Here is a 17,923-nt window from a genome sequence, read left to right on the forward strand (position 1 = left end):
TTACATCTCGCAGAACCAGGTTTGCCGCTTGGCCCTGGAGCCGCAATCCTCCTTGAACTGACCACTGTGACTCCTGCAAAGCGATGCGAGTAACTCGACCGATCGACTGGAGTGCTTCAACAAAGAGTGATACTTGATACTCGCTATGCGCAGTCTCTTCGCTGCAGCGACTACGCTGTCCCGATTGTCGCCGCCAAACAGAGCAGCCCCTGAGTTCACGTCTGCCATCGAGCGAAGCTTGACCATGAGACCGGCGGCCATGAACTCCTGGCGGATGATACTGCGATTCAGCAACGAGATGTCGTTAAGCGCGATAGCATCGAATGCAGTCTCAATCTCTGAAGTTAACGATTCGATCTGTTGCAGATATGACTCTGCCGGAGAGAGCGCGTCCATCAGTGAGGCGGTATCCATTAGAACTCGGTCTGGTGAATGCTGCGGATAGCAGCCATAGGCTGAGGGTTAGATGTCGCTGACCATGGCCGATGCCAGTTTCTGCGGGTCAACCTGATAGGTGCCACTGCTGACAGCCTGGCGCAGGGACTGCACTTTGTCCTGACGCACATCAGGAGTTGCAAGCGCCTGTATAACGAGTGCCTTTACCGTTGAACTGTCAGAACTCAATGTGGTCCGGTCGCCCTCCACGCCCTGGATGGTGGCCGGTCCTGCGTTGTTCGTCTGTGACGTATTCCACTCGGTCTGAACCTGACTCGCAGCGATTCCACCTGCGTCGATCTTCATGCTTTAACCCTCCCAAGGGCACCAACTCCTATATCGGCACGATTTAGGGAATGTTGAGCCCCGGTCTCAACTCTTCTTTTGCAGTGTCAACCTGTTGCTGGGCATTGGCAGGCATTGTCTTGCCATTACGTCGTAACTGGGTCGCGATCATTGTGGCGATACCGATACCGCCGGAGTTCGTAAGTGCTTCAGCCAGTGGCTGGATCGCGAGCCCTTGCTGCATTGAGGCCGTACCATCGTCGTCGTCGCCTTCCCCGGCCCCAGGTGCACGGGCGAATGTATCTTCCGCATGCTGGAGCCAATTACCAATAAGGATGGACTCGAAGTCCTTCGCTGCTTTCGTGATCTTGCGGTCGGTCGCAGGTGACACAGCGTCTGATTGAAGAGGAGCTTCCTGGGGTGGCGTCCCAGAAGTAGTCATTGTTGGCGACATAGTCATGGATGTACCGATAGTCACTAAATCACCTCGAGGTCAGCCTGGAGTCCCCCGGCTGCTTTAATGGCCTGCAAAATCGCAAGGATGTCCTGTGATGAGGCACCTATAACGCGCAACCCCTTCAGGAGCTCATCGACACTGGCCCCTGCCTGCATCTGAACGGTCTGCCCAGAGGGCACGTTTGTAGAAGAGGGCGCTTGCGGTGCTGTCCCAGCTAACGATGGAAGAATCTGGATGGTAAGCCCCGCCTGCATAACAACAACCGGTGACAACGTCACATCTCCTCCCAGCACGATCGTGCCCGTACGTTCGTTCACCACTACCTTAGCGGCAGGCTGTACCTCCACAGCAAGCCCTTGTATTCGCGAGAGCAGGACAGGAACAGAAGAGACACCGCTCTCCGCTACGCTTACGTCGATGCGTCTGCTGTCGACAGCATGTGAGATCGTCTTTCCAAATTCGCGGTTGACGGCATCAGCAACATGGCGAGCACTTGTAAAGTCAGGATTACGCAGCAGGAGCGAAACGGTCTGTAGATGGCTGATATCCACGGCTGCATCCCTCTCCACAATGCCACCATCTGCAATCGTGCCAACCGTCGGATGTCTCATCACTTTGCTGTTCAACCCACCTCCCTGTGTATAGCCTCCAATGGTAAGCGGCCCTTGTCCCTGGGCATAGGCTTCGCCATCGACACCTCTCAAAGATGTGAGCAGAAGCACGCCACCTTCCAGGCTTCGTGCATCGCCGATGGACGACACAGTGATATCAATATCCATTCCAGGCCGTGAAAACGGTGGAAGATCTGCTGTGACAAACACTGCGGCAACATTCCTCACGACAACGATACTGGGAGTGATCTGTATCCCCATGCGTTGCATCGCATTCGCCAGGGTCTGCACCGTGAGATATGTTTGTTGACTGTCTCCGGTGCCATGCAAACCCACCACAAGGCCGTAACCGACAAGCTGATTGCTCCGAACTCCTTCAACCTCAGTGATGTCTCGAATGAGTACCTGCCGACTATAGTCCGATGCGTGGCTAACGGCCGAAAGGGCAATGCACAGCGACACGAGACACAGAGTATAGAAATCTCTCAAGAGAGAACTTCTATATTTGCGGATCAAAGTCGACATCAAAACCCAAACAGCCATAAAACCGCCCTCGACAAGAAGTTTGGCGGACGTGTGTTATCCGCGATAATTCCCTTCCCCTTCATCTCGATTTCGAGGCCGCTAAGCGAGGTAGAGGAGACCGCGTTGGTGGGACCAATATCGCCTGGACGCACAACGCCGCGCACCGTGATGTGCTCATGCTGGTTGTTCATGAATACCTCGCGCTGCGCTTCAACCACAAGGTTTCCACTGGGAAGAACCGCGATAATCTGGCCCGTCAAATTGGTGACAAAGGACGTATTCGAAGCTGTCTGGCCCTGTCCCTTGATAGTGGACGCCGACTGCGCGGCCAACAGAGGGTTGGCAATGCTTGGGGCCTGTCCCAAAACACCAGTAATGCTGGAGTTCCCCGTCAAAGCGCGCGAGCCGTCCACCAAACCGGACTGCGCTGCTGCGGTTTGCACAGACACCTGAATGGTAACGGTGTCATTGAGTCGATGCGCTATGTAGTCGCTGCCAAGATCGCCCAGCGCATTGTCCGGCGACCACAGGCTGCCCGGTGTCCGCTTGACCTCCGCAGCGGTGTTGTATTGCTCAGCCTTCGCAATATAGTCTGCGCGCAACCGTGCGGGATCGTTCGCCTTCGCCTTGTGCTTGTCCGTCTTCGCCTGAACATATAACGGCACGCAAAGCTCAAACACAAGGGTGCATAGAAGCGTGCGATGTAGTGAGGGCCTCATGTCAGAACTCCCCCTTCAACATGCTGGCCGAGATCGTTATTCCTTCATAAACATGCTTTCGATTCAGGCTTGCCACGCGGACAGTCTCACCTGCAGCACCGTCCTGCAGGCTCACGACGGGAATTTGAATCAGCGATACTCCATCATTGAGTACCAGCGTTGCACGTGCTCCTCTCTGCAGCACGACAATAGGCTTCTTCTGTTGTTCGAGCTCTGGCACCACTTTCACTCTGCTGATAGATGGCACATCCGCTATCGCCATCTCTGTCGGCAGGTCGACGAGGACATAGAAGGGCAGGCACGTCCCAGATACCTTACAGGCCATACGCACAACGAGCTGCCGCCTTTTGCTTGAGAGGCCTGCAGTCGTCTTCCAGGGCATCACCGTCTGGACCTCCAGATGCACCACTGGCTTCGAAGCTACGGCCTCCGAAAAAAACTTCACTTGCACGCCTGCAATTACCACCTCCTGGTGAAACAGGCTATGTGCTATTGCACGTTCAACGGCAATCTGTGCCACTGGGAATTGTTCTCTGATGCGCAATTGACCAAAGGCCAAACTACTGCTGATGAGTCCGAATCCAATAAGGGCGGCTCTGCGGATCTTGCAGGTCACGGATATGTCCTCCTATTGTGCGAGTTGATTGAGCTGCTGCAGCATCTCGTCGCCGGCTTTGATGACCCGGGAATTGGACTCATACGAGCGCTGCGCCAGAATCATCTGAACGAACTCATCGACAACACTGACATTCGACTGTTCCAACATGCTTTGCTGGATCGTTCCAAGTCCTTCCGCCCCTCCAGGTGTCCCAATAATGGGGTCACCGGACGCAGTCGTCGCAAGGTAGATGTTGTTCCCTACGCTGTTCAATCCGCCGGGATTGACAAACATTGCCGTTTGAATCTCCCCCACTTTGGAGGCCTGCGTCTGGCCAGGCTCCGTAACACTTACCGTTCCATCGGTGCCAATCGTGACGCTGAGGGCGTCCGGTGGAATTGTGATCGCCGGCTGGAGCGGATTGCCATCCGGAGTGACCATCTGTCCCTGCGCGTTCAGTTGAAATGACCCGGCGCGGGTGTATCCGGTTTGCCCATTCGGAAGCAGTATCTGGAAAAAACCTTGGCCCTGGATCGCCACATCCAACGGGCTGCTCGTAGCAACAAGAGCTCCCTGCGTCTGAATCACTTCTGTTGCAGAAGGTCGCACACCGAGACCGACCTGAAGACCCGCGGCCGTCGTCGTCTGTTGCGTCGCGGCACTTCCGGGCATCACTTCATTTTGGTAGAGAAGATCGGAAAACTGCAGCCGGCGCTGCTGGAAACCCGTTGTACTTGAGTTGGAAAGATTGTTGGCGATGTTATCCAGATTGAGTTGTTGGGCGGTCATGCCACTCGCGGCTGTATAGAGAGCTCGAAACATGGTTTTCCCTTTTCTATGCTGAGATACAACTGATCTCTCAACTGACGTGCGGAATATCCTGCACTGCGATCTTGTTCATATCGGTATCGAACATCGTCAAGACATGGCGCATTGTCTCGACTTCCCTCTGCGCCGTAATCATCGCGACAGTGTTCGTGACCGGGTTCACATTAGAACTTTCAAGCATCCCCTGTTGCACAGTTGCGCCCGGTGCAGGAACCGCAGACTTCGGTGGAGCGCTCAAGTAGCCCGACCCTACACTTTGCAGAGGTGTTGACGGCGGGAATGTAACGAGCTTCAGTTGTCCTGCGACCGCTCCACTCACTGATATGGTTCCATCTGAACTAATAGAGAGAGGCTCGCCAAGTATCTGTATCGGCCCTTTGGGGCCAAGCACCGGGTCACCGCCTGCAGTTACAAGCAGACCCGACGCCGAAACCCGGAACTGCCCTGAACGGGTATACATCTCCCCGCCTTGTGTTTTCACTGCGAAGTACCCCGGCCCCTCAATCGCGAGGTCTAGTTCGTTGCCTGTCTTCTGAAGAGAGCCCTGCGAAGTATCGAGCCGTGTTCCGCTGAGCACCCCGTAGTCATTCACATCCTGATTGATTACGGAGAGCTCAGTGTTATCCGTCGAGGCCAGCACTTCACTAAAAACGTTCTGGCTGGCTTGAAACCCCGCGGTCGTGGAGTTGGCAAGATTATTCGCGATCGTATCCAGTGCATCCATCCGCGACATCAGCCCTGTGCAAGCTGCATAGAACCCGCTATCCATCGATATACCTCACAGAGGTGGTATGCACGCGCATGGCCATTCACGACTACTCTGAACCGAACATGCTGGATTCCCTTTGCTTGGGCATTTCGGCGCAAATTGCGCGAAGCTTTGTCTTAGAAACCGATGAGAATCACGCAACATCAAAGAGTAAATCAAGCATCGTGGAACCCCCACTTAAACGTCCCCATATGTAGCTACCGCAACGGACGAGCGCGATCATCGCAGCATCCACCTCTATTCCCGCCTCGCAGAGAAGGCCAGCCATATCCCTGACGTTCTCGATATCGCCGAAGGTTCGTTCCTCATAACTCAAATCGATACTCCGGGATTCTAACGATGCAGAGAAGTCTGACGATGAAAGAATGCACGGTTGGACTTTATACCCGGTGATCTGCTCAACCGCAAAGAGGGGTATGTACTCAACGCCATGCTTGAAGCCTAGAAAGAGACGATTCGACGATGACAAGAGGTGAACCGGAGCCATCGCATAACGTTGAATGAGATGGTCAGGCAATCGCACGGAAGCGTTGTATAGCATTGGTTCCCAACTCATCACGGGACAGGCCCATTGTGCCGCACGCGCTTCCGCGATAGTGCCCTCACCAAGAAAACCCAACTCGACCAGGACGTCCCCCATCTCCTGTCCCGTCTCTCGGTGTACCACTGCAGCAGCTTTGTACTGTGCTTCGCTGAGAAGATTGCGCCGTAAAAGCAACATGCCTATTGAAGTGCGGGTATCCCCGCGATCCAACCTGCGCGCGGGCGATACCAACTTGCCCAGCGCCTTTTCAACATCCAGGAGAATGCACCGATAGCTGCAGTACCAAACACCTTCCATCGTTACCCCAACATGGCTTACACGCAGCTGCCGTTCCGTCAGCCAGCGGCCGCAGGATGCACCTGCACAACTGCGCGGCTTGAATCCGCGCGCCCAGTCCGTAGCTCCTATTTGTGCCAGCAACTTCATACGCCGTTTCTCCTTTACTTCTCTTCCTGAATCGTCTGTTCATCTTGAGTTATCACGGCTGGTGACAGGATTGCCTTCGGAACCTCCATCACACGGACCCCGTAGTTTCCGTCAATGACAACCGCTTCACCATAGGCAATCACTTTTCCGTCGAGTAGTAGCTCGACCGGTTCCTCTACCTGGCGATCAAGCTCTATGACGGCTCCACTGGTAAGATCGAGCACCTCTCGCAACGTCATCAGCCGCTGGCCAAACCTCATGGTCACACGTAGTTCAACATCCAGAATGAGGTCAAGGTTTTGACCATCTAACGCAGTAGTCATCGACATAGTGCACTATCCTCCTGTTACTGAACGTCCGCTAGATCATCTTTCATTGTGGATAAGATCTGTGCCGCTTTTAAAGAACCACTGCGCACAGGGTTTGCCTTGAATATTTCGCGGTCCTCGACTGTAAGACACCCAGCTTCTCTCACTGGTGCACGCATTTTTATAACTTGACCAGGAGCTAGCTCCACGAGGTCGCGTATCCGAACATGCATCTCCGTGATGTCCGCACTGAGAGTGAAGTGGCAGTTCAACATGCGTAGCCGGAGCGTGGGAATCCGTAAATCGTGCCGATCGTCCGGCGGCAACGCATGCGAGGTATTCAGATGCCTCACCAGGTATCCGACAAAAGAGGTCGGTAGAACAAGCCGAAAGTTCCCCCGGACAGTCCCCACCTCCAGTTCAAACAGGAGGACGGCAACCTTCTCGTTCGCTGCAAAAAGGGGCGCAACCGAGGCTGGACGAACGCACGGGAGAAGCTGATACGAAAGGTTTAGTGGCCGCCATATACGTTCAATCTCTTTGACGAACAGAAGCGAGGCGTTCCCGAGGATCTCTTCATCCAGATCGGTGAGCTCGCGTGGGCCAGGCAACGGTTCGCCCCCTCCTCCCAGCAGCAAATCAATAATGGGCAAAGCCAAAGGGAGATCCGTCTGCATGAGCAGATGCGCATCCATTACGGTAAGCGCGCACGGAACGAGATAACTGTCCAACCCGATTCCCTCTAAATATTCCTGGATAGTAGACTGGTTCATCGACGTGAGTTTGAGCCGAAATGACGCTCCCAGATACGCCTCAAAAGCAATGGATGCATTGAATGCGAACTTATCGAATAGATTTGATAAAGATCGCGCGCTGTCGTTAGACAACCGACCAGCATATCGAAAATTACAGGATCGGACGTCTCGGTTCTCGGGCTTCGGCTTAGGCCGCTTGCCGGCAGGAGGCTCGATAATTGGAGCGTTAGGATTCATCGATGTATCCTTTACGATCGTGAAGATCGTTTCAGCCGGGTATCTGTGATTGAGATGTGTGTTGGAGATGACGCAACTCAGTGCGAAGCTTCTTCAGCGATGAAGAAATGATTTGCGAGACACGCGAGGTACCTATATCTAGCACTTCAGCCACTTCACGCATTGTGAGTTCTTCCTGATAATAAAGAGAGAGAATCATCTGTTCGCGTTCGGAGAGTGTCTGTAGTGCTGACGCCAGATGAGCGCACATCTCAGCCTGTAAACAGAGGTCGAAGGGGTCTTGATGATCGCGGCTCGCTGCGGATTCAATCAAGTCATGTGGCTCTGTCACGCCATCTCTCGACACAACCTGCTGCCCCATGACGGATAGGCCGTCGATCTCGTGCAGGGTAGCGTGGAGCTCAGAAAGGGATAGATCAAGATCTCCAGCTATCTCTTCCTGTAGCGGGTGCCTGCCTAGTAGGGAAGTCAATTTCGTGGTGGAAGCGGCAATAGCTCGACTCTGGCGACGCAGAGCTCGTGAACCCCAGTCGAGGTTCCGCAGGCTGTCGATAATGGCGCCTCGGATGCGAAACTTCGCAAAAGTGGCAAAGCTTACATCTCTCGATCCATCATATTTAGCACACGCTTCGATAAGGCCCAGCACGCCAGCGCTCACCAGATCGCCGATCTCAACATGCTTAGGAAGCCGCTCATGGATACGAGCTGCAATGTAGTAAACCTGTGTAAGCTCCTTCATCATGATGCCGCTGCGCTCATCAAGACTCTCGTCGCAGGCCTGATATGCTCTCTCCAACTCCGTCATGCCGATACTCCTTTGGGACTCCATGCAGTTCCGAATCCAAACATCACCGAATCACTCCTAGAGATTGCACCTGTGTCATCGCGGGAATCTCTCCCGGCGATAAGACCACGATCTTTGGAATGAACGGCTCCAATAGCCTGCGCAAAAAGAAACGACCAGGCGAAGCGCAGAGCAGAACAGGCGGGGCCGATTCAACATCCTGGCCAAATGAGGCCCGCAGTCCATCGAGCACTTTGCGTGCCAGCGTCGAGTTCAATTGTGGCGTGGTTGTTTGCGCAGGCTGCAGGTTCGAGCCGCGTAAACACTCCTCTTCGATTGCAGGATCGAGCATGACCACCTTCAACTCTCCGCACTCATCCAGGAGTGGCTGGACGAGAGCTCGCCCTAACGCATGACGGGCAGCCTCAACAAGAGCGATTGGATTTTTGTTGTAGAGCGCAGTATCCAGAAGCGACTCGAGGATTGTGCCCAGGTCGCGTATCGACACCTGCTCCCGTAGGAGTTGCTGAAGCACTTTCTGAACTTCCCCTAACGAGAGATGCTTTGGAATCAGTTCGTCTGCCAGCTTTGGATGCGTCTCCGTGAGGCGATCAATAAGCCGCTTCGTCTCATTCCGTGAAAGTATCTCGTGAGCATTTTGTCGAATCACTTCGGTAAGGTGTGCAGCAAGAACCGAAGTTGGATCAACGACTGCATATCCTGCTGCAATCGCCTGGCCCTGTATGTTTGGAGCAATCCAGATGGCTGGCGCCCCAAACGCAGGCTCTCGAGTTGGCTGACCTGGCAGTTGAGAGGCATTCAAACTGGAGTTGATGGCAAGCAGGGAGTCCTTCCGAAGTTCCCAACGGGCTAGCTCAATACCTCGCATATAAATGACATACTCACGATCGCGCAGCGAGAGGTTGTCGGTGATGTGGATCGATGGGATAAGGATGCCAAGCTGTTGCGCCAGGTTCTTACGCATGGATTTCACGCGGGTCAATAACTGGCCACCCCGTTGAACATCGACCAACGGCACAAGCCCAGGCCCCACCTCCAGCATGAGTTCATCAAGCCGCAGAGTCGCTTCGATGGGGTCTGAAGGCGTTGCTGACTGCGACGCATTTGACGTCTTCAACGTCACTTCTTCTTCACCGAGGTCGCCTGCAGAAGAGCCCGGCTTCATCTTGCTTCCCGCATACATCAATATCCCGGACACACAGAAGAACGGCAGCTTCGGAAGCCCTGGAATCAACCCCAGCAGCAGCAAGGCGCCGCCGGCAATCCATAGCAGCCTGGGACTCATCAATAGCTGCTTCCCGACATTAATCCCCAGCGACTCGCGTGACGCTGATCGCGTAACCACAATGCCACCAGCTACCGACACAAGAAGCGATGGGAGGATTGACACAAGCCCATCACCAACCGTCAGTATGGTGTACGTCTTAAGTGCCTCCTGTAGTGGAACGCCCTGCTGAAAGACGCCAATCAGGAAACCGGCAATGATATTGATCGCCATGATCAAAATAGTTGCCATGGCGTCACGCTGACTGAAGCGTGCGGCTCCGTCCATGGCCCCACAAAATTCGGCCTCTTGTGCAATCCTCTCCCGGCGGGCGCGAGCTTGTTGCTCGTTGATCAGGCCCGCGTTAAGGTCGGCGTCGATTGCCATCTGCTTGCCCGGCATCGCATCCAGAGTGAACCGCGCCGTCACCTCGGCGGTGCGAACCGCACCATGGCTGATGACGAGAAATTGAATCGCAATGAGTGCCAAGAAGAGGACAAATCCGACGATGTAGTTGCCTCCAACGACAAACTGCCCAAAGGCTTCAATAACGTTGCCTGCCGCTGCTGTTCCCTCGTTGCCATGCAACAGGATGCGTCGCGTGGCAGCAAGATCCAGTGCAAGCCGCATCAGCGTCAGTAGTAGCAACAGACTCGGAAAAACTGAGAACTGCGTAGGACGCAGCACCTGGATTGCCGTCAGCAATACCAGCACCGATGCGGTAATACTGACAGTAAGGAGTAGATCCAGAAGAAAGCTTGGCAACGGTACAAGCATTACAAAAACCAAAGCCACCGCCGAGATCGGAGCAATCCATTCCCCGGACTTACGCAAAGCAGCAACTGCGCGCTCTATCATCGCTGTCCTCCAATCTCCGCCGCTGTCGACGGCGGCGGTCCAGCGGCCGCTGGTGCTCGCTCAGCAGCGCTTCGTGATCGACGTTCCGCATCCGCCCGGCGCACCTCAGCCTGCGCTCGGTAGACAAATGCGAGAATCTCGGCGACGGCCTGATACAGGGCTGCGGGAATCGAGTCTCCCACTTCCACGGTCTTATATAACGCCTGCGCGAGCGGGCGGTTTTCGACGAGCATAATATTGTTGCTCTGCGCGAGCCGCTTGATCTTTTCAGCGAGCAGGTCCAAGCCTTTCGCGACGACCACGGGCGCATCCATATCCGGTTCGTAGCGCAGCGCCACAGCGTAGTGCGTAGGGTTTGTTACCACAACGGTTGCCGTCGCAGCGGCCTTAAGCGATTGAGCTCGACGAAGACGCCTACGGAGTTGACGAATCCGCCCTTTGATCTGCGGGTTGCCATCCGTCTCTTTATGTTCTTCGCGGACCTCTTGCTTCGACATTCGCAAGTCGCTCTCCATTTTTTTCAGGGTCAGCAGATAATCGACAGCAGCCCATACGAGCAGCACCAGGCCCGATTTATAGACGAATTCCAAGATCATTGATCCCACTAGCCCCGCGAAGCTACGCAGCCCCACGTTCGACGCGTCTACGATCGCGGCCCATTGAGATTGCATAATGTTCACTGCAATCCAGGCAATCGCCGAGAACGGCAATAGTGACTTCAAAAGGTTCGCAAGCCCTAACGGCGAAAACATCTGCCCTAACCGGGTGACGGGATTGAAGCGTTCAAACCGGAGTGTGAGTGCCTCCGGAGCAAGATTGAAACCTCCCTGCATTAAACCTGCACATAGAGATGCCAGCAGCGCTACAAACATTGTAGGAACTACCCAATGCAAGACTTCGACCGCTGGCCAAAAGAGGACGGGGCCATTTGGATCTAGATCGCCACTTGCTGCGGCATCCATGAGCCCTCGATATAACAGGCCCCAGCGCATCACTGCTGTTGGAGCAACGCATATCAACAGAAGTGTCACTGCTGCAGCCGCAGCAATCCCAGGCAGGTCGCGTGAGCGCACGACCTGCCCCTTTTTGCGTGCCTGCTTCCGACGCTGCTCGGTAGCTTTTTCCGTCTTGTTGCCGTCTGCCATCGTTCGTCACAAACCTCTATTAACGCGAAAGCTGTAAAAGTACTTCCGATGTATGAACGGAAGTGCGGAAAAGATGTTCAAAGAGCGAAGGCCAGTAGCGCATGGCTGCCATAAGGATCAGCAGCCCTGGTACTACTTTGACCGCTGGGCCAAGCAACATAAGCGGTAGCTGCGGCGCGGCCTTGCCAAGCATAGCCAGAGCGAAGTCCGACAACAGCGTTGCGCCGAGGACTGGCGCCGCGATCTGGACACCGATTGAAAAGACCGCGCCGCACGCGGAGATAGCGGCAGCCATAAAGCTTGAACTTATATGCCCCGATGACACCGGCAGATAGTCGAAGCTGTTGGCCACGGCACGGAGTATCCATAGGTGGACCCCGGCACGCAGAAAGATCAACATTGCAATCGTCTGATGAAAGGTCGCAACGACAGTTGATTCCACCTGTGTCTGCGGATCGAGAATGTTCACTAGGGAGTAGCCCAGTTGCACACTCAGGATTTGGCCGGCCATCTGTATTCCATCGAACACAACGTTCGTAGCGACGCCGACGGCCGATCCAATCATCAGTTCACTGAGTATCGCCATCGGCCACTCGCTGATTGCCAGGGCGGGCACCCGAGGTGAAAGCATTGGATAAAGCAGCGCCGTCAGCGTAATGACAAGCAATGGCTTTACACGGGCAGGAATCGCAACGCTTCCAAAGAACGGTGCAAAGATTACGATCCCGGAGATACGCACACCGATGATAAGGAAAGCTCCCAACATCGTCGTCAAAGGGATCGTCATCATTGCAGCACCCAATGGAAGTCGGAGAGCAAACCGATAGTGTAGTGTGCGAGGCTCCGCCACATCCAGGGCATCAGAAAAAAGATCGTCGCACCTACGGCGAGCAGTCGTGGCACGGCAGATAGTGTCTGGTCTTGCAGGGATGTCAGTACCTGCGCAATGTTGAGCAGCAGGCTAATAATGATTGCTGCAAGCAGGATTGGAGCGGTCAAAAGCACAACCTCCCGCAGCATAATGCGACCCATCACAACCACTTGATCGACGCCCATTAGTTGAAACTCCTCATGAGAGAACCGATCAACAAATGCCAACCATCCACCATCAGGAAAAGAAGAAGCTTCAGCGGTGTTGAAATGACAACTGGCGGCAACTGCATCATTCCTACTGAAGAGATGATCGAGGCAACGACCATATCTACGACGAGGAACGGCAGGAACAGCACAGCTCCAATTTGGAAGCCTGACTTGAGCTCAGACAGGATGTAGGCCGGAAGCAGCACACGAAAAGACAAATCATCTATGTTTCTGGGGCGCGGCTCATGGGCCATTTCAAGAAACAGCTCTGCATCTTTCTCGCGAATGTAAGGCGCCATGAAATGACGCATCGGAACCAATCCCAGTTCGAGTGCTTTTATCGCATTGACCTTCCCCTGCTGCAAAGGCACGATCGAGTCGTGATAAATCGCATCTCCTACAGGCTGCATCAGGAAAAACGTCATAATCAGCGACAACCCGACCAGAGTCTGATTGGAAGGCGTCGTCTGCAATCCAAGTGCCTGCCGCAGAAAGTGGAAGACAATCAGCAACCGGGCGAAGGGCGTCATACATATCAGCAGAGATGGAATCAGCGTAAGAAACGTCAGCAGAACAAAGATCGTCCACTGTGGCGATGAGCCACCCAGACCTGTAATGCGAATTTCATTTGGATTTAGCCTGTTCGGGCTGGCAGGCGCCGGTGAAAAACTCGGAGCATCGATCCCTGTCGATGGCTCCTGTTGGATGGTGGCTCTGAAGTCATTAGGCACAGAAGCATGCAATCGTACGGCAGTCATGGGCACCAAGAGCAACAACAATGTGCAGAGGTATTTGCTCATTGCTGCACCTCCGGCTTGACTATCTTGTTGATCGTCTTTTTGCGGCCCCTGGGTTTGCCGGCCTTCGTTGTGAACTTCAATACATCCGAAAACGGTTCAGCGCTCTTCAGTTCGGTCAGCAGAGACAATGCTGTCTGTCCTCCCCCGACCAGAAAACGCCTGCCATCCACTTGCACGATGAACAGATAGTTCTTCTCCGCCATCAATACGCGATCAATCACCTGAAGGCGGCTGGCATCTGTGCGCGCATCGTTCTTGACTCTTATCCAGCCCCATATGCGCGTAGCGACCGCGAGGGCTTTCGGTATCAAGCTGCGAGGCGACTGCCTCTGCAAGACCAGCCCGAAAATTGGCTTGCTGGTCTCAGTCTTCACTGATAGCACGCTACGTTGGCTCATGAGAGATCCGTCAGCCGCACGGCGAGCCGCTCCCCTACAACCTCAAATTCGGTCCAACCCACCAGTTGCCCATTGACGTGTAGCGGTAAATCGCTGCTTTGATGAAAACTTGTCTCCACTAAAACATCTGGTTTCAGATTCAGCAAATCTCGGACGGTGAAGTGTGACACCGGGATCTCTAGCACCAAACGACACGGGAGCCCTGGCAACAACTTCGCCAGATCACGCGGAGCTGTCACATCGGTATCGACGGTCATCGAATCCTGAGTGACGTGGGTAGACCGAGCTAACATTCGCGCTCCCTCTCATCTGCGAGATGCTCAGCCAACTTGTTGGCTTATCTCAGATGCTCACTGGAGGGAAAAGCAATTGATTTGCCAATCCGAGGACACGCCCTCACGAAGCCCGCTGCAAGCACCGGACTTCGTAAAGACAATGAGTTGCAGTGAGAAGGGCCGGTTGTAATCAATACACCTCCCCCACCGGATGAGGGCGTCATGAGAGATACACAGAATTCTTAATATCCCGGCGCCTTCATTGTGAAACGAAAGCGCCGGAATCTTATAAACGGTTAAGAAAGCGTCACTAGCTACTGGATCATTGAGATCGTTGTCTGTGATACCTGATTGAACGTGGTTATCGCCTTTGCATTCGCGGAGTATGCCTGCTGGGCCACGATCATTTTGGCGAACTCGGTAGAAATGTCCACGTTCGAGGACTCGACGGATCCCCCGACAATGCTTCCTCGCCCACCTGCTCCGGCGACACCCATCACGGCGCCACCAGATGCAACGGTGGCCTGATACTCGCTGTTTCCATTGCTGGCCAGGCCCTGTTGATTCGCGAAGGTCGCAACCGCTACCTGCCCCAACGCCAGAGTCGCTCCGCTCGAGAAGGTACCCTGCACCGTGCCGTCAGGCTGAACGGTGTAACTCGACAGTGTACCGCTGGCGTAGCCATTCTGAGATGTGGCGCTGGTCGTGCTCGCCGAGGCCGTTTGCGTAATCAGCGGATTTCCACTCCCATCGGTTAGGTTCCAGTTGAGCGACATGGGCGCCGCACCATCGGCCAGCGAAGTACCTGCACCGGAGGGAATGTTGATGTTGATCGACGTAGCTGGCGGCGTTCCCTGCAACTCGAGCTGGCCGGAACTATTAAAACTCAAACTTCCCGACGCAATCTGGGTCGCGCCTGTTCCTCCTGAGCTGAGGTCCGCTGACGGGATCGTCACACTGTAGTTCCAGCTATTGTTACCGGCATTCGTATATTGGATCGATAACGTATGTGCCTGGCCCAAAGAGTCATACACCGAGAGCGTGCTCGCTCCACCGGAACTGCCAACCGCAGTGTCCGAATCGAGGTTCGCTGTTACTTGAAGGCTTGTGGTCGCGACAGCCGGGCTGTTTGCGTTGCCCACTTGAATAGGCTGTAACGCGGCTGAGGTATCGACAACACCGCCCACGGCCGGATATCCCAGCACCAGGCTTCCGTCAGGTGCAACTATCTCACCGGAGTTGTTGACAGTGAAGTCCCCGGCTCTGGTAAAGCTGTCTTGCCCCGTGGCGGATTGCGTGACAAAGAACCCGTTGCCGGTAAGTTCCATGTTCGACGCGATGCCGGTAGCGCTCTGCGCTCCATCCGTAAAATCAGAGGTCGTAGAGGCCGTGGCAACGCCGGACCCGATCTGCAGCGGATCGCCTGCTCCGTTGGTCATCGTGGCCTGCGCAAACAGATCGCTGAAGTTGACGTTCTGGTCCTTGTAGCCCGTCGTGTTCAGATTGGAGAGATTGTTGGAGATCGACTGAAGCTGTTCCTGCGCTGCAGTCAACCCAGAGAGGGGTATCGAAAATGAAGCCACTTGAACCTCCTAAAAGACAATTGAGTGGTGATGTTCTTCCGGCTTTTAACAGAAAGCGTAGGCGCTAAAAGTTACTGTTGAATCGTCGCGTGAGAAGGGTTCGCCGCCGGCTGAGTCGCGAGAGCTGCCGCGGTGCCCGAAGAACTCATGTTGGATTTGCTCGGTGGCGTAAGCGCATCCGCAGCCGCTACTGACGATCTAGCGGCTCCGTTGGACGTGGTTGCATCCGGTGTGCTCGATGTCCCACCGACGGCCTGGTTGATGCTAATCAACTGGTCTAGTTGATTCAGCGAAATCATCTGACCGACCATCGCCGTTGAATCCATCGGAGCGGTCGGGTCCTGGTTTTGTAGCTCCTGCACCAGAAGGTTGAGGAACGTCGAACCAATTCCTGTTGTTGCCGAGTTAGTACTTGTGTCAGTGCTTCCCGAGCTGCCCGTTGTGCTCGCGGGGGCGGCGGCACTCTTGGTCTGCCCCTGCTGAATGGCCATCGGCTGTGTAATCGGCGCGTTGCTTGCATGTATAGGGTTGATCATGACTCCTCCAGATATTTCCTACGATTTACGCCCTGATATCCAGGCGAATTGGAACATGAGCTGATACAGCAGCCAGCGGCAGACTTGTATCCGAGTGCGCAGGCGCTCTGGGAGCAACGCCGGCAAATGCAGGCATGGCTCGGTACGCGTCCCGTTCCCCGCCCCTCGTGTTTCCTCCCGAGCCAGATGAACTATCTGCACTCGGACTAAAGACACTCGCCTGGTGTATCCGCATATCCAGCGGTCGATCATGCCCGAGTTGGCTCTGCATCACGGGTAGATGCTCCATCAGCGCACTAGCGAGTTCACCATGATCGACCGACACCTCAGCCAACACACGGTCCGGCGCACTCGACGTCCGAATGGAGATCACGCCGAACTCTACAGAGTGCAAGCCAATCGTCATTTCGGCCTGCCCAAGTCGTTGCGTCAGCTTTACGCTGTTTAACGCGGATGATGCATCAACCGGCATGTTTGCCGAATGATTCTCTACCGGGCACGAATCCGCAGCAGATGAGGCCCCTGCTGCGGTCTGATTCACCGCCGCCTGTGGAGAGGAAACAACATGGGTGTCGATGCTCTGACCAGAGTGAGACGCCCCCGCGGGTGCCGCAGGTATGTCCCCAGGAGTTAGCTGCATGGAGTCGTTCGATGCTCCCTGTGGTCCCGAAGAACTCAGTGGTGAAGGGGAGATTGCCGCGGCATCTGATTTTGAATCCTTGTCCTTCGTCTGCGACGCACCAGCATCCGAAGTACTTTCCTGCTTTGTATTAGCTGGCACGACATCTTTGTTTCTAGAGGCGGCCACTGCGGTGCTGTCCTTTGCGGACGTTATCGAAAGGCTTGGCATGGCCGGGAGCATAGAGAAAGAAAAAGACGTAGCTGCAGTTCCTGGCGGGACAGAACTTACTGTCATCGGTAAATATGTATCCCGTGACATCAGCACTTTATTCGATCCAGCCGCTCCCGCATCGCTGCTGATGCTGGAGCGCATTCCCTTCGATGCACCGGGGGCAATGGTCGCTTGATTGCCGTCCACTTGCGTTATCAGCGCCGCTTTAACGGCTCGCAGAATAGGATCACTTGAAGCCTCTAGCTCTACCACGGCCTGTGAGTGCGGGCTTGTTGGAGTTATCGGTGCCGCGTCTCCTCCATCAGATGGAGACCTCTGATCAACCGGAGAACCAGGCATCTTCGATAGATCGCCTTCGAGCCCTGCTCCCGAAACGCCCACCATAACGCTCTGTCTAAATTGCATCGGGAGGGACAGAGCAAGCTCTTGTTCCCAATTCACCTGTACCGAGGTGGAAGCCGATGCCTGACTTTGCACACTACTTGCAATATCCTCTGCACCGCGCGGGCTGCTCCGCTGTTCTTCGGACCGCGGTTCAATGGATGGCACCTGCACCACCGCATTTGCATTGTTCAAGTCACCGCCCTGTGCGGCGACACCCTGCACAAGCGGCAACGCCGGTTGGAGATCATCCTTTGTTGGCTCGCTCTCCTTCGAGCGCCCGTGGTCTCCATTCGCGGGGGCATGTCGCCGCTCGGACTCCGATGCTCCGTGCAGCGCGACACTGAACGAGTCGACACTCTGCGAAGACGATGCGCCCAGCTTCGCCTCGCCATCGCGACTTACAGCGTCGTTGTTCAAAACAGCTTTTGCCATTGCGATCACAGCT

The 17,923-nt window shown here is 54.9% G+C and carries 22 protein-coding genes; 1 reads left to right on the forward strand and 21 read right to left on the reverse strand.

From position 1 onward, the window contains the following. From GOB94_RS01370 to GOB94_RS01470, 21 genes are all read right to left on the reverse strand, one after another. Nucleotides 1-414: a hypothetical protein gene (locus tag GOB94_RS01370; protein WP_182277166.1), complete on the reverse strand. Its 414-nt coding sequence runs from the start codon at nt 412-414 to the stop codon at nt 1-3. 48 nt (nt 415-462) lie between these two features. Further along, nucleotides 463-741 (reverse strand): flagellar biosynthesis anti-sigma factor FlgM, encoded by a 279-nt coding sequence (gene flgM / locus GOB94_RS01375; protein ID WP_182277167.1) that lies wholly within the window; start codon nt 739-741, stop codon nt 463-465. A 43-nt stretch (nt 742-784) separates the two neighbouring features. Further along, the gene (locus GOB94_RS01380) at nt 785-1,111 is read right to left on the reverse strand and encodes a rod-binding protein (RefSeq protein ID WP_182277168.1); all 327 of its coding nucleotides are present in this window, start codon (nt 1,109-1,111) and stop codon (nt 785-787) included. 86 nt (nt 1,112-1,197) lie between these two features. Continuing rightward, nucleotides 1,198-2,331, reverse strand: coding sequence for a flagellar basal body P-ring protein FlgI (locus GOB94_RS01385; RefSeq protein WP_255484141.1), 1,134 nt, complete (start codon nt 2,329-2,331; stop codon nt 1,198-1,200). Beyond that, nucleotides 2,313-2,993, reverse strand: coding sequence for a flagellar basal body L-ring protein FlgH (locus tag GOB94_RS01390; RefSeq protein WP_255484142.1), 681 nt, complete (start codon nt 2,991-2,993; stop codon nt 2,313-2,315). The genes GOB94_RS01385 and GOB94_RS01390 overlap by 19 nt, the downstream gene beginning before the upstream one ends. Nucleotides 2,994-3,033: 40 nt before the next feature. After that, complete coding sequence (locus GOB94_RS01395; protein WP_182277170.1) at nt 3,034-3,648, reverse strand: hypothetical protein; 615 nt, start codon at nt 3,646-3,648, stop codon at nt 3,034-3,036. A gap of 12 nt (nt 3,649-3,660) precedes the next feature. Next, on the reverse strand, nt 3,661-4,452 hold the full coding sequence (gene flgG / locus GOB94_RS01400) for a flagellar basal-body rod protein FlgG (protein ID WP_182277171.1): 792 nt from the start codon (nt 4,450-4,452) through the stop codon (nt 3,661-3,663). A gap of 37 nt (nt 4,453-4,489) precedes the next feature. Next, complete coding sequence (gene flgF / locus GOB94_RS01405) at nt 4,490-5,227, reverse strand: flagellar basal-body rod protein FlgF (RefSeq protein ID WP_182277172.1); 738 nt, start codon at nt 5,225-5,227, stop codon at nt 4,490-4,492. A 133-nt stretch (nt 5,228-5,360) separates the two neighbouring features. Then, on the reverse strand, nt 5,361-6,197 hold the full coding sequence (locus GOB94_RS01410; protein WP_182277173.1) for a hypothetical protein: 837 nt from the start codon (nt 6,195-6,197) through the stop codon (nt 5,361-5,363). Between the two features lie 14 nt (nt 6,198-6,211). Next, complete coding sequence (gene fliN / locus GOB94_RS01415; RefSeq protein ID WP_182277174.1) at nt 6,212-6,526, reverse strand: flagellar motor switch protein FliN; 315 nt, start codon at nt 6,524-6,526, stop codon at nt 6,212-6,214. A gap of 17 nt (nt 6,527-6,543) precedes the next feature. Further along, a complete protein-coding gene (locus GOB94_RS01420; protein WP_182277175.1) occupies nt 6,544-7,497 on the reverse strand; it encodes a FliM/FliN family flagellar motor switch protein in 954 nt (317 codons plus the stop codon). A 31-nt stretch (nt 7,498-7,528) separates the two neighbouring features. Further along, the gene (locus GOB94_RS01425; RefSeq protein ID WP_182277176.1) at nt 7,529-8,302 is read right to left on the reverse strand and encodes a FliA/WhiG family RNA polymerase sigma factor; all 774 of its coding nucleotides are present in this window, start codon (nt 8,300-8,302) and stop codon (nt 7,529-7,531) included. A 43-nt stretch (nt 8,303-8,345) separates the two neighbouring features. Then, the gene (flhA, locus tag GOB94_RS01430) at nt 8,346-10,424 is read right to left on the reverse strand and encodes a flagellar biosynthesis protein FlhA (RefSeq protein ID WP_182277177.1); all 2,079 of its coding nucleotides are present in this window, start codon (nt 10,422-10,424) and stop codon (nt 8,346-8,348) included. Continuing rightward, nucleotides 10,421-11,569 carry an EscU/YscU/HrcU family type III secretion system export apparatus switch protein gene (locus GOB94_RS01435; RefSeq protein WP_182277178.1) on the reverse strand — a complete coding sequence of 383 codons (1,149 nt, stop codon included), beginning with the start codon at nt 11,567-11,569 and terminating at the stop codon, nt 10,421-10,423. The genes flhA and GOB94_RS01435 overlap by 4 nt, the downstream gene beginning before the upstream one ends. A gap of 19 nt (nt 11,570-11,588) precedes the next feature. Next, nucleotides 11,589-12,359, reverse strand: coding sequence for a flagellar biosynthetic protein FliR (gene fliR / locus GOB94_RS01440; protein WP_255484143.1), 771 nt, complete (start codon nt 12,357-12,359; stop codon nt 11,589-11,591). Beyond that, nucleotides 12,356-12,625 (reverse strand): flagellar biosynthetic protein FliQ, encoded by a 270-nt coding sequence (locus GOB94_RS01445; protein ID WP_182277179.1) that lies wholly within the window; start codon nt 12,623-12,625, stop codon nt 12,356-12,358. Before GOB94_RS01445 ends, fliR begins: the two co-directional genes overlap by 4 nt. After that, on the reverse strand, nt 12,625-13,449 hold the full coding sequence (fliP, locus tag GOB94_RS01450) for a flagellar type III secretion system pore protein FliP (RefSeq protein ID WP_255484144.1): 825 nt from the start codon (nt 13,447-13,449) through the stop codon (nt 12,625-12,627). Before fliP ends, GOB94_RS01445 begins: the two co-directional genes overlap by 1 nt. Then, entirely contained in the window at nt 13,446-13,847 is a 402-nt protein-coding gene (locus GOB94_RS01455; protein WP_182277180.1) for a flagellar biosynthetic protein FliO, read from the reverse strand. The genes fliP and GOB94_RS01455 overlap by 4 nt, the downstream gene beginning before the upstream one ends. Beyond that, nucleotides 13,844-14,104: a FliM/FliN family flagellar motor C-terminal domain-containing protein gene (locus GOB94_RS01460; RefSeq protein WP_255484145.1), complete on the reverse strand. Its 261-nt coding sequence runs from the start codon at nt 14,102-14,104 to the stop codon at nt 13,844-13,846. The genes GOB94_RS01455 and GOB94_RS01460 overlap by 4 nt, the downstream gene beginning before the upstream one ends. Before the next feature lie 332 nt (nt 14,105-14,436). Next, nucleotides 14,437-15,705, reverse strand: coding sequence for a flagellar hook protein FlgE (locus GOB94_RS01465; protein WP_182277182.1), 1,269 nt, complete (start codon nt 15,703-15,705; stop codon nt 14,437-14,439). A 71-nt stretch (nt 15,706-15,776) separates the two neighbouring features. After that, nucleotides 15,777-16,241 carry a flagellar hook capping FlgD N-terminal domain-containing protein gene (locus GOB94_RS01470; RefSeq protein ID WP_255484146.1) on the reverse strand — a complete coding sequence of 155 codons (465 nt, stop codon included), beginning with the start codon at nt 16,239-16,241 and terminating at the stop codon, nt 15,777-15,779. 638 nt (nt 16,242-16,879) lie between these two features. Between GOB94_RS01470 and GOB94_RS01475 the strand changes: the two genes are divergently transcribed. Next, nucleotides 16,880-17,269, forward strand: coding sequence for a hypothetical protein (locus GOB94_RS01475; protein ID WP_182277183.1), 390 nt, complete (start codon nt 16,880-16,882; stop codon nt 17,267-17,269). Nucleotides 17,270-17,923: the final 654 nt, after the last annotated feature.

Source organism: Granulicella sp. 5B5 (assembly GCF_014083945.1).
GTDB lineage: Bacteria > Acidobacteriota > Terriglobia > Terriglobales > Acidobacteriaceae > Granulicella.